This window comes from Ruegeria sp. YTSA226, assembly GCF_059609905.1.
This window is the reverse complement of the sequence record NZ_JBXWMQ010000015.1, coordinates 28,635-53,005: the sequence shown is the minus strand read 5'-3', so window position 1 is coordinate 53,005 and position 24,371 is coordinate 28,635. Positions and strand designations below refer to the sequence as shown.

The window sequence follows — 24,371 nt, the reverse complement described above, 5'->3', positions numbered from 1 at the left end:
CGATCATGACGCGTATCATTTCATTACTGTTTGCTAGCTTTATTGCACTGGCCGCCTGTACGCCGGGTGGATCACCAACCTATGGGGCAGATGGGCGCCCCCTGCCAACGGTGTACAAGATCCGTGGCAATCCAGAAAAGCTGCAATTCCGGATGTTGGATTCGGTTAACGCCCTCCGCCAGGCATCGGGCCTTCAGCCGGTACAACTGAATGCTCAGCTCAATGCCGCGGCCGCCACCCATTCCAAGGATATGGCGCGACAGAATCGGCCCTGGCACTTTGGCTCGGACGGATCTTCGCCGTTGGATCGGGCGACGCGCGTCGGCTATTACGGCACCTTCCTCGGCGAGGCGATCTCGGAAACCTATGAGACCGAGACCGAAACGCTGGCCGCCTGGATGCAGGAACCCGGACCGCGAAATGTCATCATGGATGCCAAAGCCACCCAGATGGGCTTTGCCTGGCACCAGGAGAACGGCGGGAAGATCTGGTGGACCCTGGAAATGGGAACCGGTGGTTAAAACGCAAAAGCCCCCGAAAACCGGGGGCTATTTTTGCCTTTGGGGCAGTTAAGCCGCCTGGACCGACTGCGCCTCGGTCAAAATTGCATAGAGCTTGACCGGATCAGGATTGGCGCGCAGCTTTGCGCAAACCGACGTATTGCGCAGCGTTCTGGACACCAGCGCAAGCGCCTTTAGGTGGTCCACGCCCGCCTCTTCTGGGGCAAACAACGCAAAAGCGACATCAACCGGCTGGCGGTCTACCGCACCGAAATCAATCGGCTTTTCCAGCATTACGAAAACGCCAGCCACTTCGGCCAGATCACCCAGCCGCGCATGTGGCAGGGCGACTCCATGACCAACGCCTGTTGGGCCAAGGCTCTCCCGCTCGAGCAGGCCATCCACAACAACCTGCGCTTCAAGACCAAGGGCCCCCTCGGCAACATCGCCGATTTCCTGAAACAACCGCTTCTTGCTGGAAGCGGCGGACAATACACGTACTGCCTCGGGCTTCAGTATGCTCGAAAGCTCCATGATCACGCTCCATGGCCTTGCCCCTGCTTGCACAGGGGCTTGCCTTGCTATTCTTGCCTGTTACGGATCAATCCAGCCAATGTTGCCGTCCTCACGGCGATACACGACATTCAATCCGTCCTTGTTTTCATTCCGGAACACCAGCACCGGGGCGCCGGCTAGTTCCATCTGCATAACGGCTTCACCAACACTCAACGATGGGATCTTGGTTTCCATCTCAGCCACGATCATCGGCTGCAGCGTTTCAGGTTCATCAGCCGACTCTGATTCGTCAGAGGCGAGGATATAAGAGGAAGCACCAAAGAGTTCAACCGGCTCGGATCGGTCCTTGTGATGGTCCTTGAGGCGGCGCTTATACCGGCGCAACTGCGTTTCCATCTTGTCACAGCAGGCCTCGAATGCTGCGTAGATTTCGATAGCGTGGGCCTTGGCCTGCGCAGTCAGGCCGGTCGAAAGATGCACGGTGGCTTCGCAAACATACTCATGCGCAGAACGGGAAAAGACGACATTGGCGTCGGTCGGGCGCTGGGCATATTTTCCAACAACCTCCCCTAGCTCGGTCTGCACATGGGTCTGCAGTGCCTCGCCGATGTCGATCTGTTTTCCGCTAATTTGGTAACGCATGTGATCTCCTTCACAATTCACACCCATTTTGACGCTGCGTTACGCAGCGCACGTGTTTTTATCGGGTGGGGGATATCGGCATATTCCGCAGTTGCTGAGAAACGTACCCCTTAGCAAAGGTGCACCGCGATCCCGACTGGAACTGAAGAAATGCCATAACCCAATTGAGGCAAGAGACGGCGGCAGAGTCAATCAAAACAGGCGTGTATATACGTGATTTCGGCCATGCGCTGGGCGCAATTCCGCGCAAGCCTATGAAATACGGAAGTTTTCGCCCAAATAAACCCGGCGGACATTTTCGTTCTCGACGACTTCATCCGGCGTGCCCGACATCAGCACCTGACCATCATGCAGGATATAGGCCCGGTCCACGATTTCCAGTGTTTCGCGCACGTTATGGTCAGTGATCAGCACGCCGATGCCGCGCTTTTTCAGGTCCGCTACCAGATGGCGGATATCGCCGACGCTGATCGGGTCCACGCCTGCAAACGGCTCGTCCAGCAACAGATATTTCGGATCAGCCGCAAGACAACGGGCAATTTCGACACGGCGACGCTCGCCACCCGACAATGCCAATGCCGGGGCGCGGCGCAGATGTTCGATCGAAAAATCGGACAACAGCTCTTCCAGCCGCTCTTTCCTGCGATGGCTGTGCTTCACGGTGATGTCCAGAACGGCGGCAATGTTGTCTTCGACACTCATCCCGCGGAAAATCGACATTTCTTGCGGCAGATATCCGATCCCAAGCCGCGCGCGCCTATACATCGGCAGGGTCGTCACGTTTTGGCCGTCAATGGTCACAGTGCCAGCTTCGGGAAAGACAAGCCCGGCGACCGAATAGAACGTTGTGGTCTTGCCTGATCCGTTCGGACCCAACAAGGCAACCACCTCGGACCGGCCCAACGTCATCGAGACTTCGCGTATCACGGTCTTCTTACGGTATGATTTCCGCAGTTTCTCGATCCTGAGGCCGGAACCGCCTTCGGCCACAGACAAATTCGGACGCTCCATCAGTTGCTATCCGGATTCAGAATGGTTTTGACGCGGCCAGTCATCTTTGCCGTTCCGGTCGTCAGATTGGCATTCATCTGATCGCCGCTGATAACGCTGGGGCCTTGCGTCAAAAGCACATTTCCGCGCATCACGATTTCGCCCGAGTCGATTGTGTATTCGGCCCAGTCGCCTTCGGCTGCATCAGGCGGGCTGACAAGAACCACATCATTTGTCGCCTCCATCCGCTCGATTCCGGACCTGTCGGCGTTGTAGATGACCAAGACCCGCTCGGCGGTCAGGCGCATCTCACCCTGCACGATCAGGACGTTACCGATAAACTCGGCCGTGCCGTCTTCTTGATTGACGTTTAGGGATTCCGAGGTGACCTCGACCGGCTGGCTTGGATCCGCCTTGGCTGACCCGAAGGCGACCTGCGTTTCCTGTGCCGACGCCGAAAAGGCACCGACCATCAGCGCAAAACTAACAACAGCAAATCGCAAATCAATCACGGCTTATCTTTCTGTTTTTTCAGGCTCGTATACCAGCTTAACACCATCTGTAAAAAGAATATGGACCGGCCCATCCTTTTTTTCGGTTCCAAATGTCATGCGTCCCGCGGAAAAATCTCCGATGATGCCGGTGCCATCGACCTGACCCGGAGTGTCGCCGCGGATTTCATCCAGAGAGGTATTCAGAAGATCAGTTCTGACCTGAATTCCGTCTGTCGTCGTTATCAGGACGTCCCCAACAAACGTTGCGGAATTCTTGTCCGGGCGGATCATACCGGAATTTGAATCCATCGTTATGACGCCGCCATTCAACAATCCCAACCGCCCTCTAAATTCGGCAGTCGTGGGCAATGACCCTTCGCGCCCCTGGGTCGCTTGGGCCGCCTGAATTTGAACTTCCTCGCCTTTTCTGGTTGTTCCAAGATAATGGGGTTGGGTCACCACTTGGTCGGCCAGACGTTCATCTATGTCTTTTTGGGTAAACGGAACGGACACGCTGGTTTCGATGCTGCGTGACAGCAGGAAAACCGTCGACAGCAGCACAATGGCTGCCAAAGGCAGCAACACCTTCAGAAATTGCACCATCCGGGAATGTCCGTCCATCGAACGCCCCTCTACCCCAAACCAACGCGCAGGCAATCGTGGATATGTAGCACGCCCAGGGCCTGGCGATCACTGCCCTCTTCGACCACAAACAAAGAGGTGATCTTGCGGTCATTCATGATGGCCACCGCCTCTTCGGCCAACGCGCCGGGCGGGATGGTTGTTGGGTTCTGCGTCATCACCTGCTCGGCCGTTTTGCCCAGCAAGCCCTCCATATGACGCCGCAGGTCGCCATCGGTGATGATGCCCACCACCTGACCTTGCGGATCGGTAACCCCGGCAACGCCAAAGCCCTTGCGGCTGATCTCGATCAGCGCATCGCTCATGGGTGTTCCGACCGAAACCAGCGGCAACGCATCGCCCTTGTGCATCAGATCCTGCACCGTGCTCAGCTGTGCACCTAGTTTGCCACCGGGATGAAAGGCGCGGAAATCTTCGGGTTTGAAGTTGCGATACTTCATCAACGCTATCGCCAGCGCGTCGCCCATGGCCAAAGTCAACGTCGTGGAGATCGAAGGCACCATGCCATAGCCGCAGGCCTCGCCCAGTGACGGGATCAAAAGATGCACGTCTGCCTGTTTCATCAGCGTGCTTTCCGGCTTGCTGGACAGGCCAATCAGTGGAATGCCAAAGCGGCGGGTAAAAGCCAGCAGGTTGGCAAGCTCTGGCGCTTCGCCCGAATTCGAGATGGCCAGAACCACATCGCCTTTTGAAACCATGCCCAGATCGCCATGGCTGGCCTCGGCCGGGTGCACGAAATAGGCCGGTGTACCGGTGCTGGCCAGCGTGGCCGCGATCTTGTGCCCGATATGACCCGACTTGCCGATGCCGCTTATGATGATGCGGCCCGAGGCCTGCAAAATCAGCTGAACCGCTTGGGCAAAATGTTCATCCAGACCGTCGGCCAGTACCTCCAGCGCGCGGGCCTCGTCTGTCACCACCTGACGGGCGGTTCTCAGAAATGCTTCGGTATCAGTCATGAGTGCGCAAAAATATCCGTTTCTGGCCATCCGGCTAGATCGAGTTTCGCACGCATCGGCAAGAAGTCAAAACAGGCCTGCGCCATCTCGGTCCGGCTCTCTCGCGCCAGGCGCTTGTTCAACTCCTCCCGCAGGCGGTGCAGATACAGAACATCCGAGGCGGCATAGTCCAGCTGCGCCTCGCTCAACGTTTCGGCGCCCCAATCGCTCATCTGCTGCTGTTTCGAGATATCGACGCCGATCAACTCGTTGCACAGGTTTTTCAGCCCGTGCCGGTCGGTATAGGTGCGCACCAGACGGCTGGCGATCTTGGTGCAATAGACTGGCGCGGCTAACGCACCAAAGGCGTGATACATCGCGGCAATGTCGAAACGGCCAAAATGGAACAGTTTCAGCACATCCGGGTTTTCCAGCATGGCACACAAGTTCGGTGCCTCGGTCTGGCCCTTTTCGACCTGAACGATATGCGAATTGCCATCGCCGCCCGACATCTGGATCACGCAGAGGCGGTCGCGATGCGGGTTTAGACCCATGGTTTCACAGTCAATGGCCACCACCGGCCCCATATCCAACCCGTCCGGCAGGTCGTTTTTGTACAAATAGTTAGCCACCCGAGTATTCCTTTGCGCGGTATCGCCACCGAGATAGGCGCTTTATTCCCTAAACTCAACGCCATCCCTGTACGCCAGCCGGTTGCCGCTGTCGCAGTTGGTCAAGACCTAAATGAAGGTTTGGGGTGACAGAGTCTTTAGACTGCGGCAGATATCAATCAATGTTGAGCGTTCTTAGAAATCGGACCTATCGCCACCTGTTGGCCGCGCAGATCGTAGCCCTGACGGGCACTGGGCTGGCCACGGTCGCGCTGGGTCTGTTGGCCTTTGAACTGGCAGGGGATGCGGCCGGGCTGGTGTTGGGCACCGCGATGACCATCAAAATGGTGGCCTATGTCACGGTTGCGCCATTGGCGGCCGCGTTTGCCGAGCGGCTGGACCGGCGCAAGATGCTGGTAGTGCTTGACCTGATCCGTGCGGCTGTCGCGCTGTGTCTGCCTTTTGTGACCGAGGTCTGGCAGGTCTATGTCCTGATTTTCGTGCTGCAATCCGCCTCGGCCGGATTTACCCCTGCATTTCAGGCTACAATCCCCGATGTACTGACAGATGAGCGCGAATACACCCGCGCCCTGTCCCTATCGCGGATGGCATATGAACTGGAGAGCCTGCTAAGCCCCGTATTCGCCGCAGCCCTGTTATTGTTGGTCAGCTTCAACAGCCTTTTCTGGGGCACCGCCCTGGGATTTGTCGCTTCGGCGCTGCTGGTGGTGTCGGTGGCTTTGCCATCACCCAAACCAAGCAAACCGCGCGGGATATACGAACGGACAACACGTGGCATACGCATCTATTCGAACACACCCCGGCTGCGGGGCCTTCTTGCCCTGAGTTGGAGCGCGGCGGCACTCAGCTCAATGGTGATCGTCAACACTGTGGTCATCGTGCGATCAGATCTGGGGCTGTCGGAAAGCGCCGTTGCCGCTGCGCTGGCCGGTTTTGGTGGCGGCTCTATGCTTGCCGCTTTTATCCTGCCCCGGATGCTGGACCGGATCGAGGATCGAAAGGTCATGTTGGCCGGCGCCCTTCTGTGCTGCACCACCATGGCCGGGGCCGCCGCGATATTTGCGACAACCCCGCTGTCTTTGGGTCTGTTGATCGTTATGTGGGCCCTAGCTGGCTTTGGCTATTCCACCACGCTGACGCCGTCTGGCCGCCTGCTGACCCGCTCGGCCCATCCCGAAGACCGCCCCGCCGTCTTTGCGGCCCAATTCACGCTGTCTCATTGCTGTTGGCTGGTACTGTATCCTCTGGCAGGCGGGCTGATGACCCTGTTTGGGGCCACAACCGCCCTGAGCTTTATGGCGGCGATGTCCTTTCTTGGTATTATAGGTGCGGTCACCCTTTGGCCGCGTTCTGATCTGCATTCGGTGATCCACGACCATCCTGACCTGCCGCGTGATCACCCGCACATGTCCGGCCCGCCACCGCATGCTCACCCCGTCATAATAGACGACCTGCACCCCCGTATCCCGCGTGAGCCTTGAGCCCTGCTGTCGTTTTGCCCTAAACCGGAAAAACCAGACCCGCACCGGAGCGCCAATGGATCAGCTTGACCGCCGCATCATCTCAGTCCTGCAACATAATGCCCGCGAGTCGACCACAAAAATCGCGGCAAAACTGGGCGTTGCCCGGACAACCGTGCATGAACGCATCAGCCGGATGGAAGAACGCGGCATCATTGCCGGCTATTCCGTGATCCTGAACAGCCCCGAAGATGCCCCCCGCGTCCAGGTTGTCGTTCTGCTCGAGGTCCAACAGAAGGAAACCACCCGTATCATCAAGCGGCTCGAGGCCTATCCCGAGGTTAAACTCTGTCTTTCGATCAACGGTGACTTTGACCTGCTGTTGACCGCTGACGCGCCAAGGATCGAGGATCTGGATATTCTCGTTGATGATCTGGCACGAATCCCCGGTGTTCTGCGCACCAATACGAGCGTTGTTTTTGGCCGGCGGATTGATCGAATCTGATTGACTGATAACCCTCTGTAAACCAAGGCAAGGCTAGCGTGGCCCGGATTGATCACAATCCCGGACCGGCAGAATGCCAAATCGCCTATTCATTGTCATAGCATGTGTTGCGTTGCTTCTGGCAGCGCGTCAGAGCTTTGCGGGCGCGGAGGCCCGGATGTCTCAGACATGTGATCAGGCCGCCCGCCGCGCGGCCCTCGCCCAAGACATACCGCTTGATGTTTTGCGCGCCATAACGCGGGTTGAAACTGGCCGCGCGATCAAAGGCCGACTTGAGCCTTGGCCATGGGCAATCAATGTCGAAGGGCGCGGCCATTGGTTCCGATCTGAGCAGGAGGCTAAAGCTTATGTCGCGGATATTTTCCAAGCCGGAAAACGCAGCTTCGATATCGGGTGCTTTCAAATCAACTATCGCTGGCACGGGCAGGCCTTTCAGTCGATCGATGCCATGTTCGACCCCGAGACTAACGCCAGCTACGCGGCCCGGTTTCTGAAACAGCTATATTCCGAACTTGGGTCGTGGCCGGCAGCGGTGGGGGCCTATCACTCGCGAACCCCGGCTTTGGCCAAGACCTATTCCAGCCGCTACCAGATTGTTCATGCTCAGCTTGACCCGGGCACGGCGGTGCAAACTGCCCGCATGTCGCGTGATCCCTTCACACAACCCGCCGCACCGCTGTTCCCGGTGCAAATCACCCAGTTTCCGACGGGTGCGATGGGCTCCTTGATGCCAGCCGCGGACACCCAAACAGCCTTCATCGCCTTCAACTAGGAGAATTACGTGCCCAGACTTGACGTCCGCTCCCTGTTTTCTCCGACTGTTTTGCTGGCGCTTGCGTTGATGACCGTCATCGTGATGATGATCCTGCCCATGCCGTCCTGGGTTCTGGATGTCGGACTGGCCACGTCCTTCGCCCTGGCGATCCTGATTTTCACGCTGACCCTGTTCATCGAACGGCCGCTGGATTTCTCTTCCTTCCCGACCATCCTTCTGGGGTCTTTGATGCTCCGGCTGTCGTTGAACGTCTCATCGACCAAGCTGATTATCGGTCAGGGGCATACCGGCCCCAATGCCGCCGGCGATGTGATCGAGGGATTCGCAAGCTTCGTCATGGGCGGCAGCATATTCCTGGGCCTTGTCGTGTTCGGCGTCCTATTGATCGTGAACTTTATGGTCATCAACAAAGGCGCGGCCCGCATGGCCGAAGTTGGTGCGCGATTTGCCCTGGATGGGATGCCCGGGAAACAGCTGGCCATCGACAGTGACATGTCCGCTGGCGCCATCGATCATCAAGAGGCCAAGGAACGGCGCGAACGGGAACAACAGGAAACCACCTTTTTCGGCTCGCTCGACGGGGCGTCGAAATTCGTCAAAGGAGACGCGGTTGCCGGGCTTTTGATCACCCTGCTGAATCTGGTGATGGGGCTTGTCATGGGCGTGATCGTTCACGGGATGCCGGTGTCATCGGCGTTCGAAACCTACGCCATCCTGACGGTGGGCGATGGTTTGGTCTCGCAGATACCGGCCGTGATCATCTCGATTGCTTCCGCTTTGCTATTGGCACGTGGCGGCACGCAGGGCGCAACTGACACCGCCATCTTATCGCAACTGGGGCGCCACCCGGCCGCGCTGGGCACTGTTGCCGGTCTGATGGTGCTGTTCGCCCTGGTTCCGGGTCTGCCGTTTCTGCCCTTTATTCTAGGGGCCTGCGTTTTGGGCTACGCCGCCTATGCAGTGCACCGAAAACAGCAAAAGCAAGAGACCCAGGTTCAAACTGCGACGGATGAGGCGGACACAGCGGTGTCGCAGGCGATTGGCGATATTCTCGACCTCGATGATGTTCACCTGGAATTCGCACCGGATCTGGTCAGCATGGTCCTGAACCAGGGCACCGGACTGGATGCACGCATTGCGAATATGCGGACCTATGTCGCCTCGACCTTTGGATTGATCCTGCCCGATATCCGTCTGACCGATCGGGCCGAGCTACCGATGGGGACATATGTCATCAAGGTACATGGGGTGGAACAGGCCCGTGGTGCCCTGAACCCCGATCTGATTCTGGCGCTGGTTCAGGACGGGCACGATCTTTTGCCCGAGGGGAGGGATGTCACCGAACCTGTCTATGGTGCGCCTGCACGTTGGATCCTGCCCAAGGATCAAGAGGCCGCAGCAATGAACGGCGCTACGATTGTCTCGCCTCCGGAAATACTGGCAACACATCTGCTGGAAATCATCAAACAGAACTTCTCGCGTCTGTTGACGCTGAAGGCGCTACGCAGGCTGCTATCAGAAATGGCCCGGCTCAGCGACCCGGTCCGGGCCGAGGCAAACAGGAAACTGCTGGACGAGTTGATCCCCGACAAGGTTCCAATCGACACACTTCACGCAGTCCTGCGCCTGTTGCTGGACGAACGGGTTTCGATCCGCAATCTGGCGCATATCCTCGAAAGCATCGCCGAGGCGCGCCTGACCACCACGCTACCCGAAGGGATTTGCGAACTGGTGCGACAGCGGCTTGGGTTCCAGCTTGTGGCCGACATGAAACGCGAAGACGGGTCGATCCCGCTGATCCAGCTTGCACCGGAATGGGAAGACACATTTGCCACCTATCAGGTCGATGCACCCAATGCAGGGCTGGATGTCGCCCTGCCGCCGGACCTGTTCAACAAGCTTGCAGACGGCGTGGTGGACAGTGTCTCACATTCTGCTGACCATGGCATCTTTCCCGCCGTCGTGACCTCGACCCGGCGCCGCAGGCTGCTGCGTACGATCATGCATGCGCGCGGCGTGTCCAATCCGGTCCTGTCATTTGAGGAAATCGGGCTCGAGGCGCGGCCCGCTCTTGTAGGCACGGTACCCGCATGATCGCCCTCCCACCCGAACTCTTGTCGCACCTGGGCTCTGGGGCCTGGCATTTCTTTGGTGTTTTCCTACGCGTTTCGGCAATGGTATCCTTGATGCCCGCATTCGGGGAACGCAGCATCCCCACCCGTGTCAAACTTGGCACTGCCGTTGCCTTTACGTTGATCGTGGCACCGGCAGTGCCGACAAAGGAATTCGATCCCGAATTCCTGTCCATGGTCCAGCTGATCACCACCGAAACTCTTGTCGGAATGGCGCTCGGGATGGCGCTGCGCATCTTTGTTCTGACCCTGCAGACGGCAGGGTCCATCGCCGCACAGGCAACGTCACTCTCGCAAATTCTGGGCGGGGCAGCGGCTGATCCGGTTCCGGCCATGGGCTATCTGCTGACATTGGCCGGGTTGACCCTTGCCGTATTGCTTGGCCTGCACATCCGCTTGGCAGAGTTCCTGGTCCACAGCTACGATCTGTTTCCCACCGGAACCACACCTGCAGCGCCGGATTTGTCGCAATGGGGCGTGGAACGGGTCTCGTACAGTTTCAGCCTGGCAATCGCACTGGCGATACCTTTTGTGATTGCCTCTTTGATCTACAACCTTGCGCTTGGTGTCATCAACCGCGCCATGCCACAGCTGATGGTGGCATTTGTCGGCGCCCCGGCCATCACATTTGCGGGGCTGTTCCTGCTGTTCGCCGGTGCGCCTCTGATCTTGTCGGTCTGGTCCGATGCCCTGTTTGATTTCATGCAGAACCCGCTGAAAGATCCGAGATGAGCGGACAGGACGACGACAGCGACAAGTCATACGACCCGACGCCGCAAAAACTTCTGAAAGCACAGGAAAAGGGTGAGGTCGCCAAGTCAAACGACCTGTCTGTTGTCGCGGCGTATGTCGGGCTGCTGATCGGTTTGCTTTTTGCAGGCCAAATGGGCGTTCAGCATCTGGGCACCTTGTTTGTCGTCCTGATCGACCAATCCGATAAGATCAGCACCATGTTGACGGCTGGCCCGGCCGACGGCCTAGTGGGTGGGATGCTGGGCAAGGCCGCAATCTCGATGGCAACGATATTTGTTCTTCCCGCCACTGCGGTTTTGCTAAGCCTGATCACCCAAAAGGCTCTGATCCTTGCCCCTTGCAAGCTGCAGCCCAAGCTGTCTCGAATTTCGATCCTCTCCAACGCCAAGAACAAATTCGGGCGCGGCGGTCTGTTCGAATTTGCCAAAAGCTTTGCAAAGCTTCTGATCTACGGCATCTGCCTGTTTTTGTTTCTGCGCGTCAACCTGCCCGAGATTTTGACTACCAGCGCCGCGCCACCGCAATCGTCGATCGTCTTGATGATGAACCTTTTATTCCGGTTCCTCTTCATCGTCGTCACCATCGCACTGGCCATCGGAGTCGTCGACTATATGTGGCAATACTCCGAACATATGCGCAAAAACCGGATGTCCCGCAAAGAAATTCAGGACGAGACCAAAGACGCCGAAGGCGACCCGCATGTCAAACAACAGCGCCGCCAGCGCGCGCAGGAAATTGCGGCAAATCAGATGATGGCGGATGTCCCAACTGCGGATGTAGTCATCGTGAACCCGACCCATTATGCGGTGGCTCTTAAATGGCAGCGGACAGCCGGGTCAGCACCGATCTGCGTGGCGAAAGGTGTCGACCAGATTGCCGCCGCCATCCGCGCCTCGGCCGCCGAGGCCGGGGTTCCGATCCACTCGGATCCCCCCACCGCGCGGGTCCTTCATGCGACCGTCGAAATCGGGAATGAGATCGCCCCCGAACACTATCGCCCTGTCGCTGCGGCCATTCGCTTTGCCGAAGCCATGCGCAAGCGTGCGAAGGACAGAATTTGATGCGGTTTACCGGACTTGCCGATCTGAAGCGTTTATCCGACGCGGCCTTCCAAAAAGAGCAACAGACCTTGCGCCCATATATCGAAGCCGAGGCCGAGATTTTGCAAAAACTGAGCCGATTGGACGCACAGCTTCAGCAGACCCGTCAAAACAGCGGCCAAGCTGATGGATATCAGGTCACCGGCACTGATGTTCTGTGGCGTGGATGGGAAGAGGCAACCCGACGAAAACTCAATACAGACCTTGCGCGCGTCCGAGCGCAAAAGCTAACCAAGATGCAAGCCTTGCGGAAAGCGTTCGGACGCAAACAGGCCCTAGGAAAGCTGATTGAAGAACAACAAAAGGCCCGCCGAGACATGCTTATGAAAAAGCGATCGCGGCAATAAGCGGGCCGAAACAGGCTTCAAGTATCCTGACGGTTAACACTCATGATCAGGACTTGCAGCACGTCATCACCCAAATCCTTCTTGGCGACCTGCAGCAAAGCCTTTCGGACCAAATCCAGATTGTCGGATTCCGTAAAGTTGCCGTTGAAACCACCGGTATTTGCGTGATCGAAAAGAACCTGCAGAAACCCATCTCTCAACTTTGGCTCAAACTCATAAATCGTTTCAGCAACGCCGGGTTTGGTTTTCAGGCTCAGCGACATTGTGACCAACGCGGCAATCCGGTCGGACTTCACGACCGGGATCACAAACTGTTTCGTCATCTTCAGATATTCATACTTGCTGGACGTATCCTTTTTGTCCGACTTGGTCTTAGTGGCCTTCTCCTTGGCTTTCTTGGGTTCGGCGGCAGCGGATTTATCCATGTCACCATCTTTGGTTTTTCCAGAAGGAGACATGGCAATTCCCGCACCAATTCCACCGCCTAGGCCAACAAGCAGAAACAATATAGGAAGTAGCTTTTTCATTGTTATACGACCTCAGAACGGCAAAAGTGTATCGAGGACCTGCTGGCCGTAACGAGGCTGCTGCACATCCGTGATCTGGCCTCGGCCACCATAAGACACGCGCGCCGAGGCGATCTTGTCATAGGTGATTTCATTCTTCCGCGAGATGTCCTGTGGCCTCACATATCCCGTGACCAAAAGCTCTCGCAGCTCGAAATTAACGCGCAGCTCTTGCGAGCCGGATATGGCCAGCACGCCATTCGGTAAGGCGTCGATGACGGTCGCCGCAACCCGCAGGGTCAGCTTTTCCTTACGCTTGACCGAGCCCTTGCCTTTACTGACCGAGGATGAGTCGATCCCGACAGCTTCGTCCAGCGTCGCCCCATCGGGCAGCCGTTCCAATGCGCGCTGCGGCAGGCCGAACAGCTCTGGAACCTCAAGGCTTTCGGACCCGCTGCGCGAGCGGTTCGTATCGTTGGAAATCTCGGCTTTCTCGTCCAGCTCGATCACAACTGTCAGGATATCGCCCTTTTTGATCGCGCGCTGATCACCCAAAAGCGATTGCTGCCCCCCGCTCCACAGCGATGACCGATCCACATTGCGTTGCGGCTGCGTGTGCAACGGTAAACCCGGCCACAGCATGGCGACATGTTCAGCAGATTCGTCCGCGGGTGTGAAACTTGGCGGTTTTCCCAAATGATCTATGCGACCGCAGGCGGTCAGAGCCAGGCTTGCCATCATCAACAATTTTAGTTTTCCGGACATCATTTTACCTCGATTTGACCGTCTGGTCGGATAAAGCCAACGACGGTAGTGCGGGACGACAGATTCATGACGCGAATACGATCACCGACAGCCCCACGCCCAAGGGCACGGCCTTCGGCTGTGATCGAAAGGGGCTGGCGGTCAAAGACCAGAACCACCAGATCATTGCGGTCCACCAATGCGGGCGGTCCAACATCGGCAGCGCGCACCGGGCGTCCGGGGTAAAGCGCGACGCGTGCTTCCTGACCGATCAAATCATCGGGGTTTGTAACCGCTCCGAGGACAACCTGATCTTTGATCTCAAGATCGGCGGCCGAGATCACCTCTTTGGCGCGTATGGTCCGGATCGGCACCACGATCTCAGCCAAGGCACAAAGCGGGCTGATCGTCACCAGTGCTATGAATAGGGCGCGCATCACCGCACCTGCGTTGTTGCGCCCATCATCTGATCGACGGCCGAGATGACCTTGGCGTTCATCTCATACCCTCGCTGGGCTTCGATCAGTTCGGTGACTTCGCGCACGGCATCTACCGAGCTGTCCTCGAGATATCCCTGGCGCAATGTGCCCATCCCACCCTCGCCCGGAGTGCCGATAACAGGCGCGCCCGAGGCTTCGGTTTCTTTGAACAGGTTGCTGCCGATCGCCTCCAGCCCCTTGGCATTGGAAAAACTGGCCAGGGTGAATTCACCGAGCAACTGTCCTTCGGCGGTATCATCGAAATAGGCGTAGACCTCACCCGATGCATTGATCGAGATCGACCTTGCATCGTCTGGGATTGTGATCTCTGGCGCGACAGCGAAGCCATCTGAAGTGACGATCAACCCTTCGGCCGAGCGTTTCAGGCTGCCGTCACGGGTAAAGCCAGACTGACCGCTGGGCAACGTCACCTCAAGATAGCCGCGCCCTTCGATTGCGACATCCAAATCGCTGCCAGTGGCCGCCAACGCACCCTGTGCCAGCTGCACGGTGACCGCAGCCGGGCGTACCCCCAGACCCAGTTGGATACCTGTGGGCAAGACGGTGCCGTCATTGGCGTTCACCGTCCCCGCGCGCGCCATTTGTTGATAGTGCAGGTCTGCAAACTCAGCGCGGCGCGCGTTGTAGCCTGTGGTATTCATATTCGCCAGATTGTTCGAGATCGTCTCGACCCGCATCTGCTGCGCGGTCATGCCTGTCGCTGCGATTTTCAGTGCCCGCATATCAATTCCTCCGTTATCAAATCAGCGCATCAGCGCCTTAAGCGCCCCACGCACACGTTCGTCTTCGGTTTCAAGAAAACTCTGCCCCAACTCATAGGCGCGCTGGATTTCGATCATCCGGGTGACCTGTTCGATCGCGTTCACGTTCGATCCTTCGAGGAATCGGTGCACAATGACCGGCTCCTCCACGGGTTCAATCGCTGCATCTGACCGAAATTGCGTGCTGCCTTCGCGCACCAGGCTCGTGGGATCAGCAACGCGGTAGACGCCGATCTGTCCCAGAACCTGCCCTTCAATACTGAGCGTGCCGTCGCTGCCGACATCAATCGACGCGGCATCCGGCGGAATGAAAACAGGGGCGCCGTTGCTGTCCAGAACCCGGTACCCATCCATGGTAACCAGATCACCCTCGGCACTGGGTGAAAACGCACCCGCCCGTGTCAGCCGGTTGCCGCTGGGGGTTTCGATCATGAAAAACCCGTCGCCTTCGATGGCGAAATCAAATTGCCCGCCGGTTTCGGTCAGAACGCCTTGTTGCAACGAGGTATTGCGCGCCTCTGCCCGCACCATGGACAAGGACGGATTGCCCGGCGAGGCTTTCACGAACTCGGAAAACACCAAGCCCTGCTGGCGGTACCCCGTGGTATTGGCGTTGGCGATATTGTTCGCCACCAGCCGCATTTCATTCATCAGCCCCGATTGGCGGGACAAGGTGGTATATGAGGTATCCATCAGCGGCCTCCGGCGATCAGTGGGATGAGGGTTGAGGTGAAGAACGTCACCAGCGTCTGGGTCATGAACCCCATCGAAATCCAGAAAACGATCACAATGGCGATCAGCTTAGGCACAAAGGTCAGCGTCATTTCCTGAACCGAGGTCAGCGCCTGGAACAGACCCACAACCAGACCCGAGACCAGTGCCACCGCCAGGATCGGGACGGATGTGATCACCGCGACCCAAAGCGCCTGGCGGACAATGTCATAATAGAGACCTTCGCTGAGCATCTATCAGACCGGCATCCGCAGGATTTCCTGATAGGCCTCGACCACTTTGTTGCGCACGATGACGGCGGTTTCGACGGCCAGTTCGGTCTGCGCCAACGCCTGAACCAGCGCGTGCGGATCGGCTTGGCCGGTCATCGCCGCGCCGGACATCTGCTCGGACTGTTTCAATGTTGCGGCAAAGTCCTGAAAGGTTGAGCGCAACCCCTGTGCCATTCCGGCAAGGTCGGGGTCGGGCTGCGTAGCGGGCCGCGCTACGGCATAGCTCTGCGCGGCGGTCAGGGATCGGATATCCATTCTGGTGTCCTTTATTTTCTGAGAAGTTCCATAAGGCTCGACGACATTTGTCGTGTCTGGTCGAACATCTTGAGATTGGCTTCGTAGCTGCGCTGCGCTTCACGCGCGTCAGCGATTTCGATCATCAAATCTACATTGGACCCGCGATAATGGCCGGTCTCATCGGCCAACGCATGGCCGGGGTCATAGATGCGCGACAGGTCGCGACGATCAAGCTTAACGCGCCCGGTCTCGACCATTTGCGCACCATCTTTGCTGACCGCTTCAAACGGCACGGTTTTGCGCCGATATCCCGGCGTATCCGCATTCGAGATGTTTTCGGAGACGTGCCGCAAACGGGCTGCCTGCGCGCGCAGAGCGCTGGCCGAGGCGGAAAGGGAATGGGAAAAATCGCTCATCTCTCAGCCCTCCTCACCCGCGACCAAGGCTGGTACGCAGGATGCCAATCGAGGATTTATAGATCGCCAACGCGCGGTCATGTTGACGCTTGACCTCGACCGCTTTGAGCATTTCTTCCTCAAGAGAAACACCATTTCCGTTGGGATCGCCCGAGGGCGCGGCATCGAACTCGGCCCAGGGTTGGACAGCGGCGGCGCCGTTCAGATGCCCGGCCCGCGTGGCGGTCATCGCAACCTCATGCCCGGAATTTTCGAAAGCTTTCTGAAAGGCCTCGATATCGCGGGGCTGATAGCCCGGCGTATCCGCATTTGCCATGTTTCGCGCAATGACAGACTGCCGTTGCCCGGCATGGGTTGCCATTGCGTACGCTGTCTTAAAGACGTTCAGGTCAGAGAACATCGGGGCTTCTCCCTCGATCAATTTCAATCAAGGCTTAACCCCGATTCCTTTAGAAACCGTTTTCAGAAACCCGTTGGAGAACCCACGATGACCGATCTCGACCCGATGCTTCTGAAATGCGAATTCGACCGTCTGTCTGCCATGAGCCATATGGGCCGCGTGGCCAGTGTTGGGCGCGGCGCCATAGAAATAAAGGGGTTGGAGTACGTTGCCCGCATCGGCGACAACCTGACCCTGCGGCGGCGCAGCGGCCCGGATCTGGCAGGTGAAGTTCTGCATGTCGAATCGGATCTGATCCACATGTTACCCACCGCTGCACCCGATGGGGTTTGCTTGGGTGATCGGGTGATTCTAAATCAGACACCGGCATTTTCCCCCGGACTGCACTGGCTGGGTCGGGTCATTGATCCCTTCGGCAAACCGCTGGACGGCAAGCCGTTGCTGTCGGGCACTCAGGAAAGAGATATCCTGCAAAATCCACCACCTGCCGTTGTCCGCAAACCGCTGGGCGCACGGATGGAAACCGGGCTGAGCATTATGAACACCATGTTACCTGTGGTGCAGGGGCAGCGTATCGGCCTGTTCGCCGGGTCAGGGGTCGGCAAGTCGACCCTGTTGGCCACGCTGGCGCGGTCGATGCAGGCAGACGCGGTTGTGGTCGCTCTGGTCGGCGAACGGGGTCGTGAGGTCAATGAGTTCGTTGAACATGCGCTTGGAGCCAAGGGGTTGGCACGATCCGTGGTTGTGGCGGCAACTTCGGATCAGTCGGCGCTGGCCCGAAGGCGCTGTGCATGGTCGGCACTTTCAGTCGCGGAATTCCTGCGGGATCAGGGGCTGAACGTCCTGTTTCTGGCTGATTCGGTCACCCGCTTTGCCGAGGCGCACCGCGAAATCGCTGTTGCGATGGGTGAGGCCCCCTCTTTGCGCGGGTTCCCACCTTCGGTCACGCCCTTGATCGCTGCTCTTTGCGAACGAACCGGGCCGGGCACGGTTGATCAGGGTGATATCACAGCAGTTTTCAGCGTTCTGGTTGCGGGCTCGGACATGGATGAACCGATAGCGGACATTCTGCGTGGCGTTCTGGACGGGCATATCGTCCTGAGCCGCGAAATCGCCGAGCGCGGCCGTTTCCCCGCCATTGACCTTAGCCGGTCAGTTTCACGCAGCCTGCCGGGAGCTGCCTCCGAGGCGGAAAACCGGATGATCTCGGAAACCCGCAGGCTGGTTGGTAGTTACGAGCAATCCGAGGTTATGATCAAAGCCGGGCTTTATGCCGAGGGGGCAGACCCGTTATTGGATCAGGCAGTCCGGGTTCATGACGAGCTTGATGCCTTTTTCGGCAAGGCCGAGCCGGACGGAATCAGCAACAGTTTCAACCACCTGCAACTGATTCTGCGCCGTGCCGGGGCAGCATTACCGCAGTGAGGAATTCAAGACAGTTTTAAGTGTTAAGCCCACCTTAAGACCTGCCCGGCTACCCCTGTAACTGGGTGATAAAAAGGTGGTGGAGATGGGTGCGCAATCCAATGTGGCGCCAATCATCATCAAGAAGAAACGTGTGTCAGGTGGCGATGGTCACCATGGTGGCGCGTGGAAAGTCGCATATGCCGACTTTGTCACGGCCATGATGGCGTTCTTCATGTTGATGTGGCTGCTGAATGCAACAACGGAACAACAACGCAAAGGGCTTGCGGATTATTTCTCGCCGACCATTCCCATAAACCCGGTTTCGGGTGGCGGCGATGGGGCCTTTGGTGGCAATAACATGTTCTCAGAGGAAACTCTGGTCATGGACGGGACCGGCGCCAGCAAACGCAGCCCGACGCCCGCGCGACAAGCGCGTGGATCGGTTGGCGTCAGCTCGGACGGCGGCGGAAAAGAAACGGTCGAAGACTTTTCCTCACTGGAATCAGAGCTTATGGGGCGAACCGGCGAAAGCATGGTGTCCGACAAGGTCCTCAAACATATCGTCACCCGCGTGACGGATGAGGGTCTGGTGGTCGAACTCTTCGCCACCAAGGATCAACCTCTGTTCGAATCAGGGACGAACCAACCAACCAATATGCTGCGTGCTCTGACATTGTTGGTGGCCCGATCCTCTGATCTGGTGACAAATGACATGGCGGTCGGAGGGCATGTCGGTTCCTCGCCGGTGGTTCTGGCCAAAAACCCGGCCTGGGATTTGTCTACCTCGCGCGCTCAGCAAGTTCGCCAAATGCTGCAAGACAAGGGTGTTGCGCCGCTCAGGTTGGACCGTGTAACCGGCCATGCCGACCGAAAATTGTCGGATGAAAACCCGATGGCCGCACGCAACAACAGGATCGAGATCATCTTTCTGCGCGGCACCTGAGAATAAAAGGATAGACGGCATTTTACCTGTTAGCGCGCTGTTAAGGCCCAGCGCGTTAGCTGTTGCATCAAGATTTGACGCAACAGAAGGGCGTGCCAATGACAATTTCCTCTTCGCTGAACGCTGGCGTGGCCGCATTGAAGGCCAACGCAAACCGGCTGGCGACGATCTCGGACAATATCGCGAATTCGTCAACCTTCGGGTATAAACGGGTTGAAACTGATTTCCATTCTATGGTCACCTCCGGCCAGGGCGGCAGCTATTCCGCTGGGGGCGTTCGCACCACCAGCCAACGCCTGATCGACCAGCGCGGTTCGCTGGTGACAACCAACAACTCCACCGACCTTGCGGTGCGTGGGCGCGGCATGATGCCGGTACGACCAAGTTCTCAGATCGCGGCCGGTTCGAATGAGATGTTGCTGACCACGACAGGGTCGTTCCGCACCAATGAAGAAGGATATCTGGTCACCGAGTCAGGGCTTGTTCTGCTGGGTTGGCGTGCGAATGCGGATGGAACCATCCCTGCGGTTCCACGTGACACGCCAGCTGCGCTTGAACCCATTCAGCTCAGTGTTAATCAACTGTCGGGCGCGCCCACGACGCAGATGAATCTGCGCATGAACCTGCCCGCGACCGCTACGGATGCGGGTTCCCCTGGCGACATGCAGCCCTTGTCCGTTGAATATTTCGACAATCTGGGAAAATCCGAAAGCGTTGATATCGAACTTGTCCCTACAGTGCCGGCCACCGGCAGCAGTAACGAATGGACGATGATCATGCGCGATTCAGCCTCGGGCGGCACCATTATCGGTGAATACACCCTGACCTTCACCGATAGCCGAACTGCGGGTGGCACGCTGGCCAGCGTAACTGCGGTCACCGGCGGTGCATATGACCCAGCAACCGGCAGCGTTGTGGTGAACGTGGCCGGCGGCCCAATGGAGATCAATATAGGGGAAATCGGAGATGCCGACGGAATCACGCAACTGTCCGATACATTTGCACCAGTTTCGATCACGCGCGACGGTTCGGCGGTCGGCACCATGACCAGCGTTCAGGTTGACGAAAACGGGTATGTTTATTCGTTCTACGATACCGGTGTCAGCCGACGCATGTACCAAATCCCATTGGCGGATGTTCCGAACCCAAATGGACTGACCGCGCTGGACAGCCAGACCTATGCACCATCCCGGGAAAGCGGGACGTTCTTTCTGTGGAATGCGGGGGACGGGCCAACCGGCGACCTGGTTTCTTTTGCGCGCGAAGAATCCACTACCGATGTGGCGACCGAGCTGACCTCAATGATCCAGACACAGCGGGCTTACTCTTCCAGCGCAAAGGTTATCCAAACGGTGGATGAGATGCTTCAGGAAACAACCAATATCAAACGCTGATCAGGGTTTTGATTCAGGAAAGGGACCTGCAGAATGAATATGTCCACAGCATTGAACAACGCGTTGGGCGGCCTGACCGCCGCCAGTCGCGGTGCGGCGGTTGTGTCCGAAAATATCGCAAACGCATTGACGCCCGGCTACGCGCGCAGGTCACTGGAACTGGCAACCAACACGATTTCCGGTCACGGCGTGCGTACCGTAGGTGTCATTCGTCATCAGGATCCCGTCCTCACGTCCAACCGCCGGGCCACGGATGCCGATCTGGCCTTCCACACCACCATTTCAGACTTTCACACAAGGTTGGAATCTTTGGTAGGGTCCGCCGATGATCCCGCATCGCTTTCGGTTCGGCTGGCTGATTTTGACAGCAGCCTGCTAACAGCGGCAAGCCTGCCGGATTCCAGTGAACGACTGGACCAGGTAGCGCGCACGGCTCAGGATCTGGCACGCGGTCTGAACGCAGCCTCTGAAGGGTTGCGTCAGATGCGATCCGACGCGGACCGGTCCATCGGCAAACAGGTCGACACCCTGAATCAGACCCTCAAGGATATTGAAGAGCTGAATGCCAAGATCCCGGCCATTAAGTATTCCGGCGCCGATATTGGTGGGATACTGGATCAACGACAGGTCCTGATTGATCAGGTCAACGAACTGGTTCCTGTAAATGTGATTCAAAGGGACAATGATCAGGTCTCGCTTTATTCTGATGGCGGCTTGATATTGCTGGAAAACACTGCGGCCGAGTTCTCCTTTTCGACAACCGGCGACACCAAGCCCCATATGACCCTGGCAAACGGGTTGTTGTCCGGGCTTGAGATGAACGGAAACACTGTCCGCACCAGTGGCGATTTTGCCCAAATTCGCGGCGGTGCCTTGATGGCCCAATTCCAGATTCGGGATGAAATCGCGGTTGAGGCTCAGGTCGATCTGGATGCTGTTGCGCGCGATCTTATCGAAAGGTTCGAAACGCCGGGGCTGGATCCGACCGCGCTGGCCACGGATCCGGGCGTGTTCACCGATGACGGCAACCGGTTTGATCCGGCATCGGTGACGGGATTGGCCTCGCGCATCAGCTTGAACGCAATCGTCGACCCGGACGCCGGAGGAGAGAGCTGGAAACTTCGCGCCGGGCTGGGTGCGGCCACACCCGGCAGCGCCGGAGATGCCAGCCAGCTGCGCGCCTTCAGCTCAATTCTGAACGACGAACGCCCTGTTTCCGGCGCTGTTTTCGGGGCCGGAAACATGCCTGCCGCAGACATCTCAGAGGCGCTGTTGTCACGGATTGGGTCGGACGCACATGTGGCCGATGGGCGGCGGGTGTTTGCAAACAGCGCCAATCTGGAAATGATGGCCATTGAGGCCGAACAGGGCGTCGATACCGATCAGGAATTGCAGCGGCTAATGCAAATCGAACAAGCCTATGCGGCAAATGCCAGACTGGTTTCGGTCGTCGATGAACTTATGGATACGTTGTTGAGGCTGTGATGATGAATGTAACCTCTATGGGCGACCTCGCGCGCGGATTGACCCTGAAATCGCGGGCGACTGATATCAAAAATCAGATCGAATCCCTGTCTTATGAGATGTCTTCAGGCAAAGTGCAGGATGTCTCCGGCCATCTGGACGGGGATTATTCCTATCTTCTGGATATGGATCGAAACCTGTCACGCCTGGATGCCTTTCAGGTGGCCACAGCCGAAGCTGGCCTGTTCACCGACGCCATGCAGCTTAGCCTGACAACAATCGATGACGCGGTGGGGCGCCTGACGTCGTCCTTGCTGGCATATGGGACATCCAATCAGGCGGTCACCCATGAACATGCCTCTGTTCAGGCCAGAAATGAGCTGGATACGGTCATGTCTGCTTTGAATACCCGTGCGGGTGGCCGAAACCTGTTTTCCGGCGTGGATACTGATGTATCGCCTCTGTCATCTGCGGATACCTTGTTGACAGCGTTAGAGGCTGAGTTGACGGGGCTGACAACACTCACGGACATCACACAAGCTGCGGAAGACTGGTTCAATGATCCTGCGGGTTTCGATGCGGTTATCTATCAGGGCGCAGACACAACTCTGGCACCGATGAGCATTTCGGAAAACGAAAGTGTCTCCATTCCGATCACTGCGACCGATCCAACACTCAAAGCGGCGTTAAGGGACATCGCCGTCGCCGCTCTGGTTTCGGACGATAATCTGGGACTGCCCAATGATCTGCGGACGTCCCTATTCACCCAGCTGGGGGTCGAGCTTGCCAATACGCAGGATGGCACAGTGAACCTGCGGGCGGATGTTGGCGCCGCCGAGGCCAGGATTGAACAAGCCGCCACGCGTAATGCGGCGGCGCGTACAAGCCTGGAATACAGCCGAAACTCTCTGATCGCCGCGGACCCGTATCAAACCGCAGTGCAACTGCAGACTGTCCAATTTCAATTGGAAAGCCTGTATTCTGTCACCGTTCGCAACGCGAACCTATCGTTGGTGAATTTCCTGAGATGAGAATACTTGCCCTTCTCCTGATTCTGCTTCCGAGCCTGTCTTTTGCCGGGGCAATCCGGCTGAAGGACCTTGTCGATTTCGACGGGGTGCGCGGCAATGATCTGGTTGGTTATGGTCTTGTGGTCGGATTGAATGGAACCGGCGATGGGCTCAGGAATTCTCCGTTCACCGAAGAGATCATGTCCAACATTCTGGAACGGCTTGGTGTGAACGTGAATGGTGAAGATTTTCGCCCCAAGAACGTCGCCGCTGTTCTTGTGACAGCCAGCCTACCCCCCTTTTCGCGGGTCGGTGGCCAGATTGATGTCACCGTTTCGGCCATCGGCGATTCCAAAAGCTTGCTGGGCGGGACGCTTATTATGACACCGCTGAATGCGGCAGATGGTCAGATCTATGCGGTGGCACAGGGGTCAGTTCTTGCAGGTGGCGCCGTTGCCGAAGGCGATGCGGCTTCGGTCACCCAAGGGGTGCCGACATCCGGTGTGATCCCATCCGGAGCTCGGGTCGAACGCGAAATCGACTTTGAGCTTTCCGATCTGACCCAAATGCGCCTGGCTCTGCGTGAACCGGATTTCACAACCGCCGGTCGGATCGAGCAGGCAATCAATACCGAATTCAACCGGGCCGTAGCGATCATGCGCGATTCCGGGACGGTCGAACTGAATATTGCAGCGACACAGGCGATCTCGACCGCGCATGCGCTTGGGCGCATTGAAAATATCCTAGTAGAGCCAGAAACAAAGGCGCGAGTAGTAGTCGATCAGCGTTCGGGCACGATTGTCATGGGTCAGGAAGTGCGGATCTCACGCGTGGCAGTCTCTCAGGGCAATCTGACACTGACGGTCGAAGAGGCCCCTATCGCGGTTCAGCCGAACCCGTTCGCCCGAGGCGAAACCGTCGTGGTTCCGCGTACCGTAGCCGGTATCGAAGAAGAGGAAGGCACCGGTCTGGCGGAAATTCCCGAGGCCACGACCTTGTCCGAAGTCGTCGCAGGGCTTAACGCTTTGGGTGTTTCACCCCGCGACATGATCGACATCCTGAAAACGATCAAAGCGGCCGGAGCATTACACGCCGAGTTCATCGTTCGATGAAGGGCTATCCCGGCGGTAGGCGCACAGCCCCAAGACCCGCCGGGAAT

The 24,371-nt window shown here is 57.7% G+C and carries 30 protein-coding genes; 14 read left to right on the top strand and 16 right to left on the bottom strand.

Annotated features, from left to right (window positions below; genetic code table 11):
* Positions 1-5 precede the first annotated feature (5 nt).
* Positions 6-521, top strand: a complete 516-nt coding sequence (gene dalA / locus AC2FFF_RS16230) for a divisome-associated lipoprotein DalA (RefSeq protein WP_142638285.1) — start codon at positions 6-8, stop codon at positions 519-521.
* Positions 522-569: 48 nt separating this feature from the next.
* Here the strand turns inward: dalA and AC2FFF_RS16225 are convergent, their stop codons facing one another.
* From AC2FFF_RS16225 to AC2FFF_RS16195, 7 genes are all read right to left on the bottom strand, one after another.
* The gene (locus AC2FFF_RS16225; protein ID WP_281973576.1) at positions 570-1,034 is read right to left on the bottom strand and encodes a PTS sugar transporter subunit IIA; all 465 of its coding nucleotides are present in this window, start codon (positions 1,032-1,034) and stop codon (positions 570-572) included.
* A 60-nt stretch (positions 1,035-1,094) separates the two neighbouring features.
* Positions 1,095-1,658, bottom strand: a complete 564-nt coding sequence (hpf, locus tag AC2FFF_RS16220; protein WP_271950796.1) for a ribosome hibernation-promoting factor, HPF/YfiA family — start codon at positions 1,656-1,658, stop codon at positions 1,095-1,097.
* Positions 1,659-1,910: 252 nt separating this feature from the next.
* Positions 1,911-2,669 (bottom strand): LPS export ABC transporter ATP-binding protein, encoded by a 759-nt coding sequence (lptB, locus tag AC2FFF_RS16215; protein WP_142638291.1) that lies wholly within the window; start codon positions 2,667-2,669, stop codon positions 1,911-1,913.
* The gene (locus AC2FFF_RS16210; protein ID WP_142638458.1) at positions 2,669-3,121 is read right to left on the bottom strand and encodes an LptA/OstA family protein; all 453 of its coding nucleotides are present in this window, start codon (positions 3,119-3,121) and stop codon (positions 2,669-2,671) included. The genes lptB and AC2FFF_RS16210 overlap by 1 nt, the downstream gene beginning before the upstream one ends.
* A gap of 42 nt (positions 3,122-3,163) precedes the next feature.
* Complete coding sequence (locus AC2FFF_RS16205; protein ID WP_142638293.1) at positions 3,164-3,763, bottom strand: LPS export ABC transporter periplasmic protein LptC; 600 nt, start codon at positions 3,761-3,763, stop codon at positions 3,164-3,166.
* An 11-nt stretch (positions 3,764-3,774) separates the two neighbouring features.
* Complete coding sequence (locus AC2FFF_RS16200) at positions 3,775-4,743, bottom strand: KpsF/GutQ family sugar-phosphate isomerase (protein WP_281973575.1); 969 nt, start codon at positions 4,741-4,743, stop codon at positions 3,775-3,777.
* A complete protein-coding gene (locus tag AC2FFF_RS16195; RefSeq protein ID WP_271950800.1) occupies positions 4,740-5,354 on the bottom strand; it encodes a ribonuclease D in 615 nt (204 codons plus the stop codon). The genes AC2FFF_RS16200 and AC2FFF_RS16195 overlap by 4 nt, the downstream gene beginning before the upstream one ends.
* A 161-nt stretch (positions 5,355-5,515) precedes the next feature.
* Between AC2FFF_RS16195 and AC2FFF_RS16190 the strand changes: the two genes are divergently transcribed.
* The 7 genes from AC2FFF_RS16190 (at position 5,516) to AC2FFF_RS16160 (ending at position 12,426) form a co-directional block, all read left to right on the top strand.
* Positions 5,516-6,835 (top strand): MFS transporter, encoded by a 1,320-nt coding sequence (locus tag AC2FFF_RS16190; protein ID WP_142638299.1) that lies wholly within the window; start codon positions 5,516-5,518, stop codon positions 6,833-6,835.
* Positions 6,836-6,890: 55 nt separating this feature from the next.
* Complete coding sequence (locus AC2FFF_RS16185) at positions 6,891-7,319, top strand: Lrp/AsnC family transcriptional regulator (protein WP_142638301.1); 429 nt, start codon at positions 6,891-6,893, stop codon at positions 7,317-7,319.
* A 73-nt stretch (positions 7,320-7,392) separates the two neighbouring features.
* Complete coding sequence (locus tag AC2FFF_RS16180) at positions 7,393-8,091, top strand: lytic transglycosylase domain-containing protein (protein ID WP_142638303.1); 699 nt, start codon at positions 7,393-7,395, stop codon at positions 8,089-8,091.
* A gap of 69 nt (positions 8,092-8,160) precedes the next feature.
* The gene (gene flhA, locus AC2FFF_RS16175) at positions 8,161-10,188 is read left to right on the top strand and encodes a flagellar biosynthesis protein FlhA (RefSeq protein WP_496882997.1); all 2,028 of its coding nucleotides are present in this window, start codon (positions 8,161-8,163) and stop codon (positions 10,186-10,188) included.
* Positions 10,185-10,958, top strand: coding sequence for a flagellar biosynthetic protein FliR (locus AC2FFF_RS16170; RefSeq protein WP_281973573.1), 774 nt, complete (start codon positions 10,185-10,187; stop codon positions 10,956-10,958). Before flhA ends, AC2FFF_RS16170 begins: the two co-directional genes overlap by 4 nt.
* Complete coding sequence (gene flhB, locus AC2FFF_RS16165) at positions 10,955-12,040, top strand: flagellar type III secretion system protein FlhB (RefSeq protein ID WP_281995583.1); 1,086 nt, start codon at positions 10,955-10,957, stop codon at positions 12,038-12,040. The genes AC2FFF_RS16170 and flhB overlap by 4 nt, the downstream gene beginning before the upstream one ends.
* Complete coding sequence (locus AC2FFF_RS16160; RefSeq protein WP_281995582.1) at positions 12,040-12,426, top strand: hypothetical protein; 387 nt, start codon at positions 12,040-12,042, stop codon at positions 12,424-12,426. The genes flhB and AC2FFF_RS16160 overlap by 1 nt, the downstream gene beginning before the upstream one ends.
* Before the next feature lie 17 nt (positions 12,427-12,443).
* On the opposite strand, the gene AC2FFF_RS16155 is transcribed toward AC2FFF_RS16160, so the two are convergent.
* Genes AC2FFF_RS16155 through AC2FFF_RS16115 form a run of 9 tightly spaced genes read right to left on the bottom strand, consistent with a single transcriptional unit; the run spans position 12,444 to position 16,994 of the window.
* A complete protein-coding gene (locus tag AC2FFF_RS16155) occupies positions 12,444-12,953 on the bottom strand; it encodes a flagellar basal body-associated protein FliL (RefSeq protein ID WP_282022185.1) in 510 nt (169 codons plus the stop codon).
* 12 nt (positions 12,954-12,965) lie between these two features.
* A complete protein-coding gene (gene flgH, locus AC2FFF_RS16150; RefSeq protein WP_425595610.1) occupies positions 12,966-13,697 on the bottom strand; it encodes a flagellar basal body L-ring protein FlgH in 732 nt (243 codons plus the stop codon).
* Positions 13,697-14,113, bottom strand: coding sequence for a flagellar basal body P-ring formation chaperone FlgA (gene flgA, locus AC2FFF_RS16145; RefSeq protein WP_281973569.1), 417 nt, complete (start codon positions 14,111-14,113; stop codon positions 13,697-13,699). The genes flgH and flgA overlap by 1 nt, the downstream gene beginning before the upstream one ends.
* A complete protein-coding gene (gene flgG, locus AC2FFF_RS16140) occupies positions 14,113-14,898 on the bottom strand; it encodes a flagellar basal-body rod protein FlgG (RefSeq protein WP_142638319.1) in 786 nt (261 codons plus the stop codon). The genes flgA and flgG overlap by 1 nt, the downstream gene beginning before the upstream one ends.
* A gap of 21 nt (positions 14,899-14,919) precedes the next feature.
* On the bottom strand, positions 14,920-15,630 hold the full coding sequence (locus tag AC2FFF_RS16135) for a flagellar hook-basal body complex protein (RefSeq protein ID WP_281973568.1): 711 nt from the start codon (positions 15,628-15,630) through the stop codon (positions 14,920-14,922).
* Entirely contained in the window at positions 15,630-15,902 is a 273-nt protein-coding gene (locus AC2FFF_RS16130; protein ID WP_142638323.1) for a flagellar biosynthetic protein FliQ, read from the bottom strand. The genes AC2FFF_RS16135 and AC2FFF_RS16130 overlap by 1 nt, the downstream gene beginning before the upstream one ends.
* A 3-nt stretch (positions 15,903-15,905) precedes the next feature.
* Positions 15,906-16,196: a flagellar hook-basal body complex protein FliE gene (gene fliE / locus AC2FFF_RS16125; RefSeq protein ID WP_142638325.1), complete on the bottom strand. Its 291-nt coding sequence runs from the start codon at positions 16,194-16,196 to the stop codon at positions 15,906-15,908.
* An 11-nt stretch (positions 16,197-16,207) separates the two neighbouring features.
* The gene (gene flgC / locus AC2FFF_RS16120) at positions 16,208-16,594 is read right to left on the bottom strand and encodes a flagellar basal body rod protein FlgC (RefSeq protein ID WP_281973567.1); all 387 of its coding nucleotides are present in this window, start codon (positions 16,592-16,594) and stop codon (positions 16,208-16,210) included.
* A 13-nt stretch (positions 16,595-16,607) separates the two neighbouring features.
* The gene (locus tag AC2FFF_RS16115) at positions 16,608-16,994 is read right to left on the bottom strand and encodes a FlgB family protein (RefSeq protein WP_496678568.1); all 387 of its coding nucleotides are present in this window, start codon (positions 16,992-16,994) and stop codon (positions 16,608-16,610) included.
* 87 nt (positions 16,995-17,081) lie between these two features.
* Here AC2FFF_RS16115 and AC2FFF_RS16110 point away from each other — a divergent pair, with 87 nt between their 5' ends.
* From AC2FFF_RS16110 to AC2FFF_RS16085, 6 genes are all read left to right on the top strand, one after another.
* On the top strand, positions 17,082-18,419 hold the full coding sequence (locus AC2FFF_RS16110) for a FliI/YscN family ATPase (RefSeq protein ID WP_496882995.1): 1,338 nt from the start codon (positions 17,082-17,084) through the stop codon (positions 18,417-18,419).
* Positions 18,420-18,504: 85 nt separating this feature from the next.
* Complete coding sequence (locus AC2FFF_RS16105) at positions 18,505-19,344, top strand: flagellar motor protein MotB (protein WP_496697349.1); 840 nt, start codon at positions 18,505-18,507, stop codon at positions 19,342-19,344.
* A gap of 98 nt (positions 19,345-19,442) precedes the next feature.
* Entirely contained in the window at positions 19,443-20,738 is a 1,296-nt protein-coding gene (locus AC2FFF_RS16100; RefSeq protein WP_282022188.1) for a flagellar hook protein FlgE, read from the top strand.
* A 33-nt stretch (positions 20,739-20,771) separates the two neighbouring features.
* Positions 20,772-22,223, top strand: coding sequence for a flagellar hook-associated protein FlgK (gene flgK / locus AC2FFF_RS16095; RefSeq protein WP_281973563.1), 1,452 nt, complete (start codon positions 20,772-20,774; stop codon positions 22,221-22,223).
* Positions 22,223-23,233 (top strand): flagellin, encoded by a 1,011-nt coding sequence (locus tag AC2FFF_RS16090; RefSeq protein ID WP_496751022.1) that lies wholly within the window; start codon positions 22,223-22,225, stop codon positions 23,231-23,233. The genes flgK and AC2FFF_RS16090 overlap by 1 nt, the downstream gene beginning before the upstream one ends.
* The gene (locus AC2FFF_RS16085; RefSeq protein WP_281973561.1) at positions 23,230-24,324 is read left to right on the top strand and encodes a flagellar basal body P-ring protein FlgI; all 1,095 of its coding nucleotides are present in this window, start codon (positions 23,230-23,232) and stop codon (positions 24,322-24,324) included. Before AC2FFF_RS16090 ends, AC2FFF_RS16085 begins: the two co-directional genes overlap by 4 nt.
* The last annotated feature ends 47 nt before the right edge of the window (positions 24,325-24,371 follow it).

Excerpts from the sequence above, each read along its gene's own strand:
- dalA (WP_142638285.1), top strand. The coding sequence starts at position 6 with ATGACGCGTATCATTTCATTACTGTTTGCTAGCTTTATTGCACTGGCC.
- AC2FFF_RS16225 (WP_281973576.1), bottom strand. The coding sequence starts at position 1,034 with ATGGAGCTTTCGAGCATACTGAAGCCCGAGGCAGTACGTGTATTGTCC.
- hpf (WP_271950796.1), bottom strand. The coding sequence starts at position 1,658 with ATGCGTTACCAAATTAGCGGAAAACAGATCGACATCGGCGAGGCACTG.
- lptB (WP_142638291.1), bottom strand. The coding sequence starts at position 2,669 with ATGGAGCGTCCGAATTTGTCTGTGGCCGAAGGCGGTTCCGGCCTCAGG.
- AC2FFF_RS16210 (WP_142638458.1), bottom strand. The coding sequence starts at position 3,121 with ATGGTCGGTGCCTTTTCGGCGTCGGCACAGGAAACGCAGGTCGCCTTC.
- AC2FFF_RS16205 (WP_142638293.1), bottom strand. The coding sequence starts at position 3,763 with ATGGACGGACATTCCCGGATGGTGCAATTTCTGAAGGTGTTGCTGCCT.
- AC2FFF_RS16200 (WP_281973575.1), bottom strand. The coding sequence starts at position 4,743 with ATGACTGATACCGAAGCATTTCTGAGAACCGCCCGTCAGGTGGTGACA.
- AC2FFF_RS16190 (WP_142638299.1), top strand. The coding sequence starts at position 5,516 with ATGTTGAGCGTTCTTAGAAATCGGACCTATCGCCACCTGTTGGCCGCG.
- AC2FFF_RS16185 (WP_142638301.1), top strand. The coding sequence starts at position 6,891 with ATGGATCAGCTTGACCGCCGCATCATCTCAGTCCTGCAACATAATGCC.
- AC2FFF_RS16180 (WP_142638303.1), top strand. The coding sequence starts at position 7,393 with ATGCCAAATCGCCTATTCATTGTCATAGCATGTGTTGCGTTGCTTCTG.
- flhA (WP_496882997.1), top strand. The coding sequence starts at position 8,161 with ATGACCGTCATCGTGATGATGATCCTGCCCATGCCGTCCTGGGTTCTG.
- AC2FFF_RS16170 (WP_281973573.1), top strand. The coding sequence starts at position 10,185 with ATGATCGCCCTCCCACCCGAACTCTTGTCGCACCTGGGCTCTGGGGCC.
- flhB (WP_281995583.1), top strand. The coding sequence starts at position 10,955 with ATGAGCGGACAGGACGACGACAGCGACAAGTCATACGACCCGACGCCG.
- AC2FFF_RS16160 (WP_281995582.1), top strand. The coding sequence starts at position 12,040 with ATGCGGTTTACCGGACTTGCCGATCTGAAGCGTTTATCCGACGCGGCC.
- AC2FFF_RS16155 (WP_282022185.1), bottom strand. The coding sequence starts at position 12,953 with ATGAAAAAGCTACTTCCTATATTGTTTCTGCTTGTTGGCCTAGGCGGT.
- flgH (WP_425595610.1), bottom strand. The coding sequence starts at position 13,697 with ATGTCCGGAAAACTAAAATTGTTGATGATGGCAAGCCTGGCTCTGACC.
- flgA (WP_281973569.1), bottom strand. The coding sequence starts at position 14,113 with ATGCGCGCCCTATTCATAGCACTGGTGACGATCAGCCCGCTTTGTGCC.
- flgG (WP_142638319.1), bottom strand. The coding sequence starts at position 14,898 with ATGCGGGCACTGAAAATCGCAGCGACAGGCATGACCGCGCAGCAGATG.
- AC2FFF_RS16135 (WP_281973568.1), bottom strand. The coding sequence starts at position 15,630 with ATGGATACCTCATATACCACCTTGTCCCGCCAATCGGGGCTGATGAAT.
- AC2FFF_RS16130 (WP_142638323.1), bottom strand. The coding sequence starts at position 15,902 with ATGCTCAGCGAAGGTCTCTATTATGACATTGTCCGCCAGGCGCTTTGG.
- fliE (WP_142638325.1), bottom strand. The coding sequence starts at position 16,196 with ATGGATATCCGATCCCTGACCGCCGCGCAGAGCTATGCCGTAGCGCGG.
- flgC (WP_281973567.1), bottom strand. The coding sequence starts at position 16,594 with ATGAGCGATTTTTCCCATTCCCTTTCCGCCTCGGCCAGCGCTCTGCGC.
- AC2FFF_RS16115 (WP_496678568.1), bottom strand. The coding sequence starts at position 16,994 with ATGTTCTCTGACCTGAACGTCTTTAAGACAGCGTACGCAATGGCAACC.
- AC2FFF_RS16110 (WP_496882995.1), top strand. The coding sequence starts at position 17,082 with ATGACCGATCTCGACCCGATGCTTCTGAAATGCGAATTCGACCGTCTG.
- AC2FFF_RS16105 (WP_496697349.1), top strand. The coding sequence starts at position 18,505 with ATGGGTGCGCAATCCAATGTGGCGCCAATCATCATCAAGAAGAAACGT.
- AC2FFF_RS16100 (WP_282022188.1), top strand. The coding sequence starts at position 19,443 with ATGACAATTTCCTCTTCGCTGAACGCTGGCGTGGCCGCATTGAAGGCC.
- flgK (WP_281973563.1), top strand. The coding sequence starts at position 20,772 with ATGAATATGTCCACAGCATTGAACAACGCGTTGGGCGGCCTGACCGCC.
- AC2FFF_RS16090 (WP_496751022.1), top strand. The coding sequence starts at position 22,223 with ATGATGAATGTAACCTCTATGGGCGACCTCGCGCGCGGATTGACCCTG.
- AC2FFF_RS16085 (WP_281973561.1), top strand. The coding sequence starts at position 23,230 with ATGAGAATACTTGCCCTTCTCCTGATTCTGCTTCCGAGCCTGTCTTTT.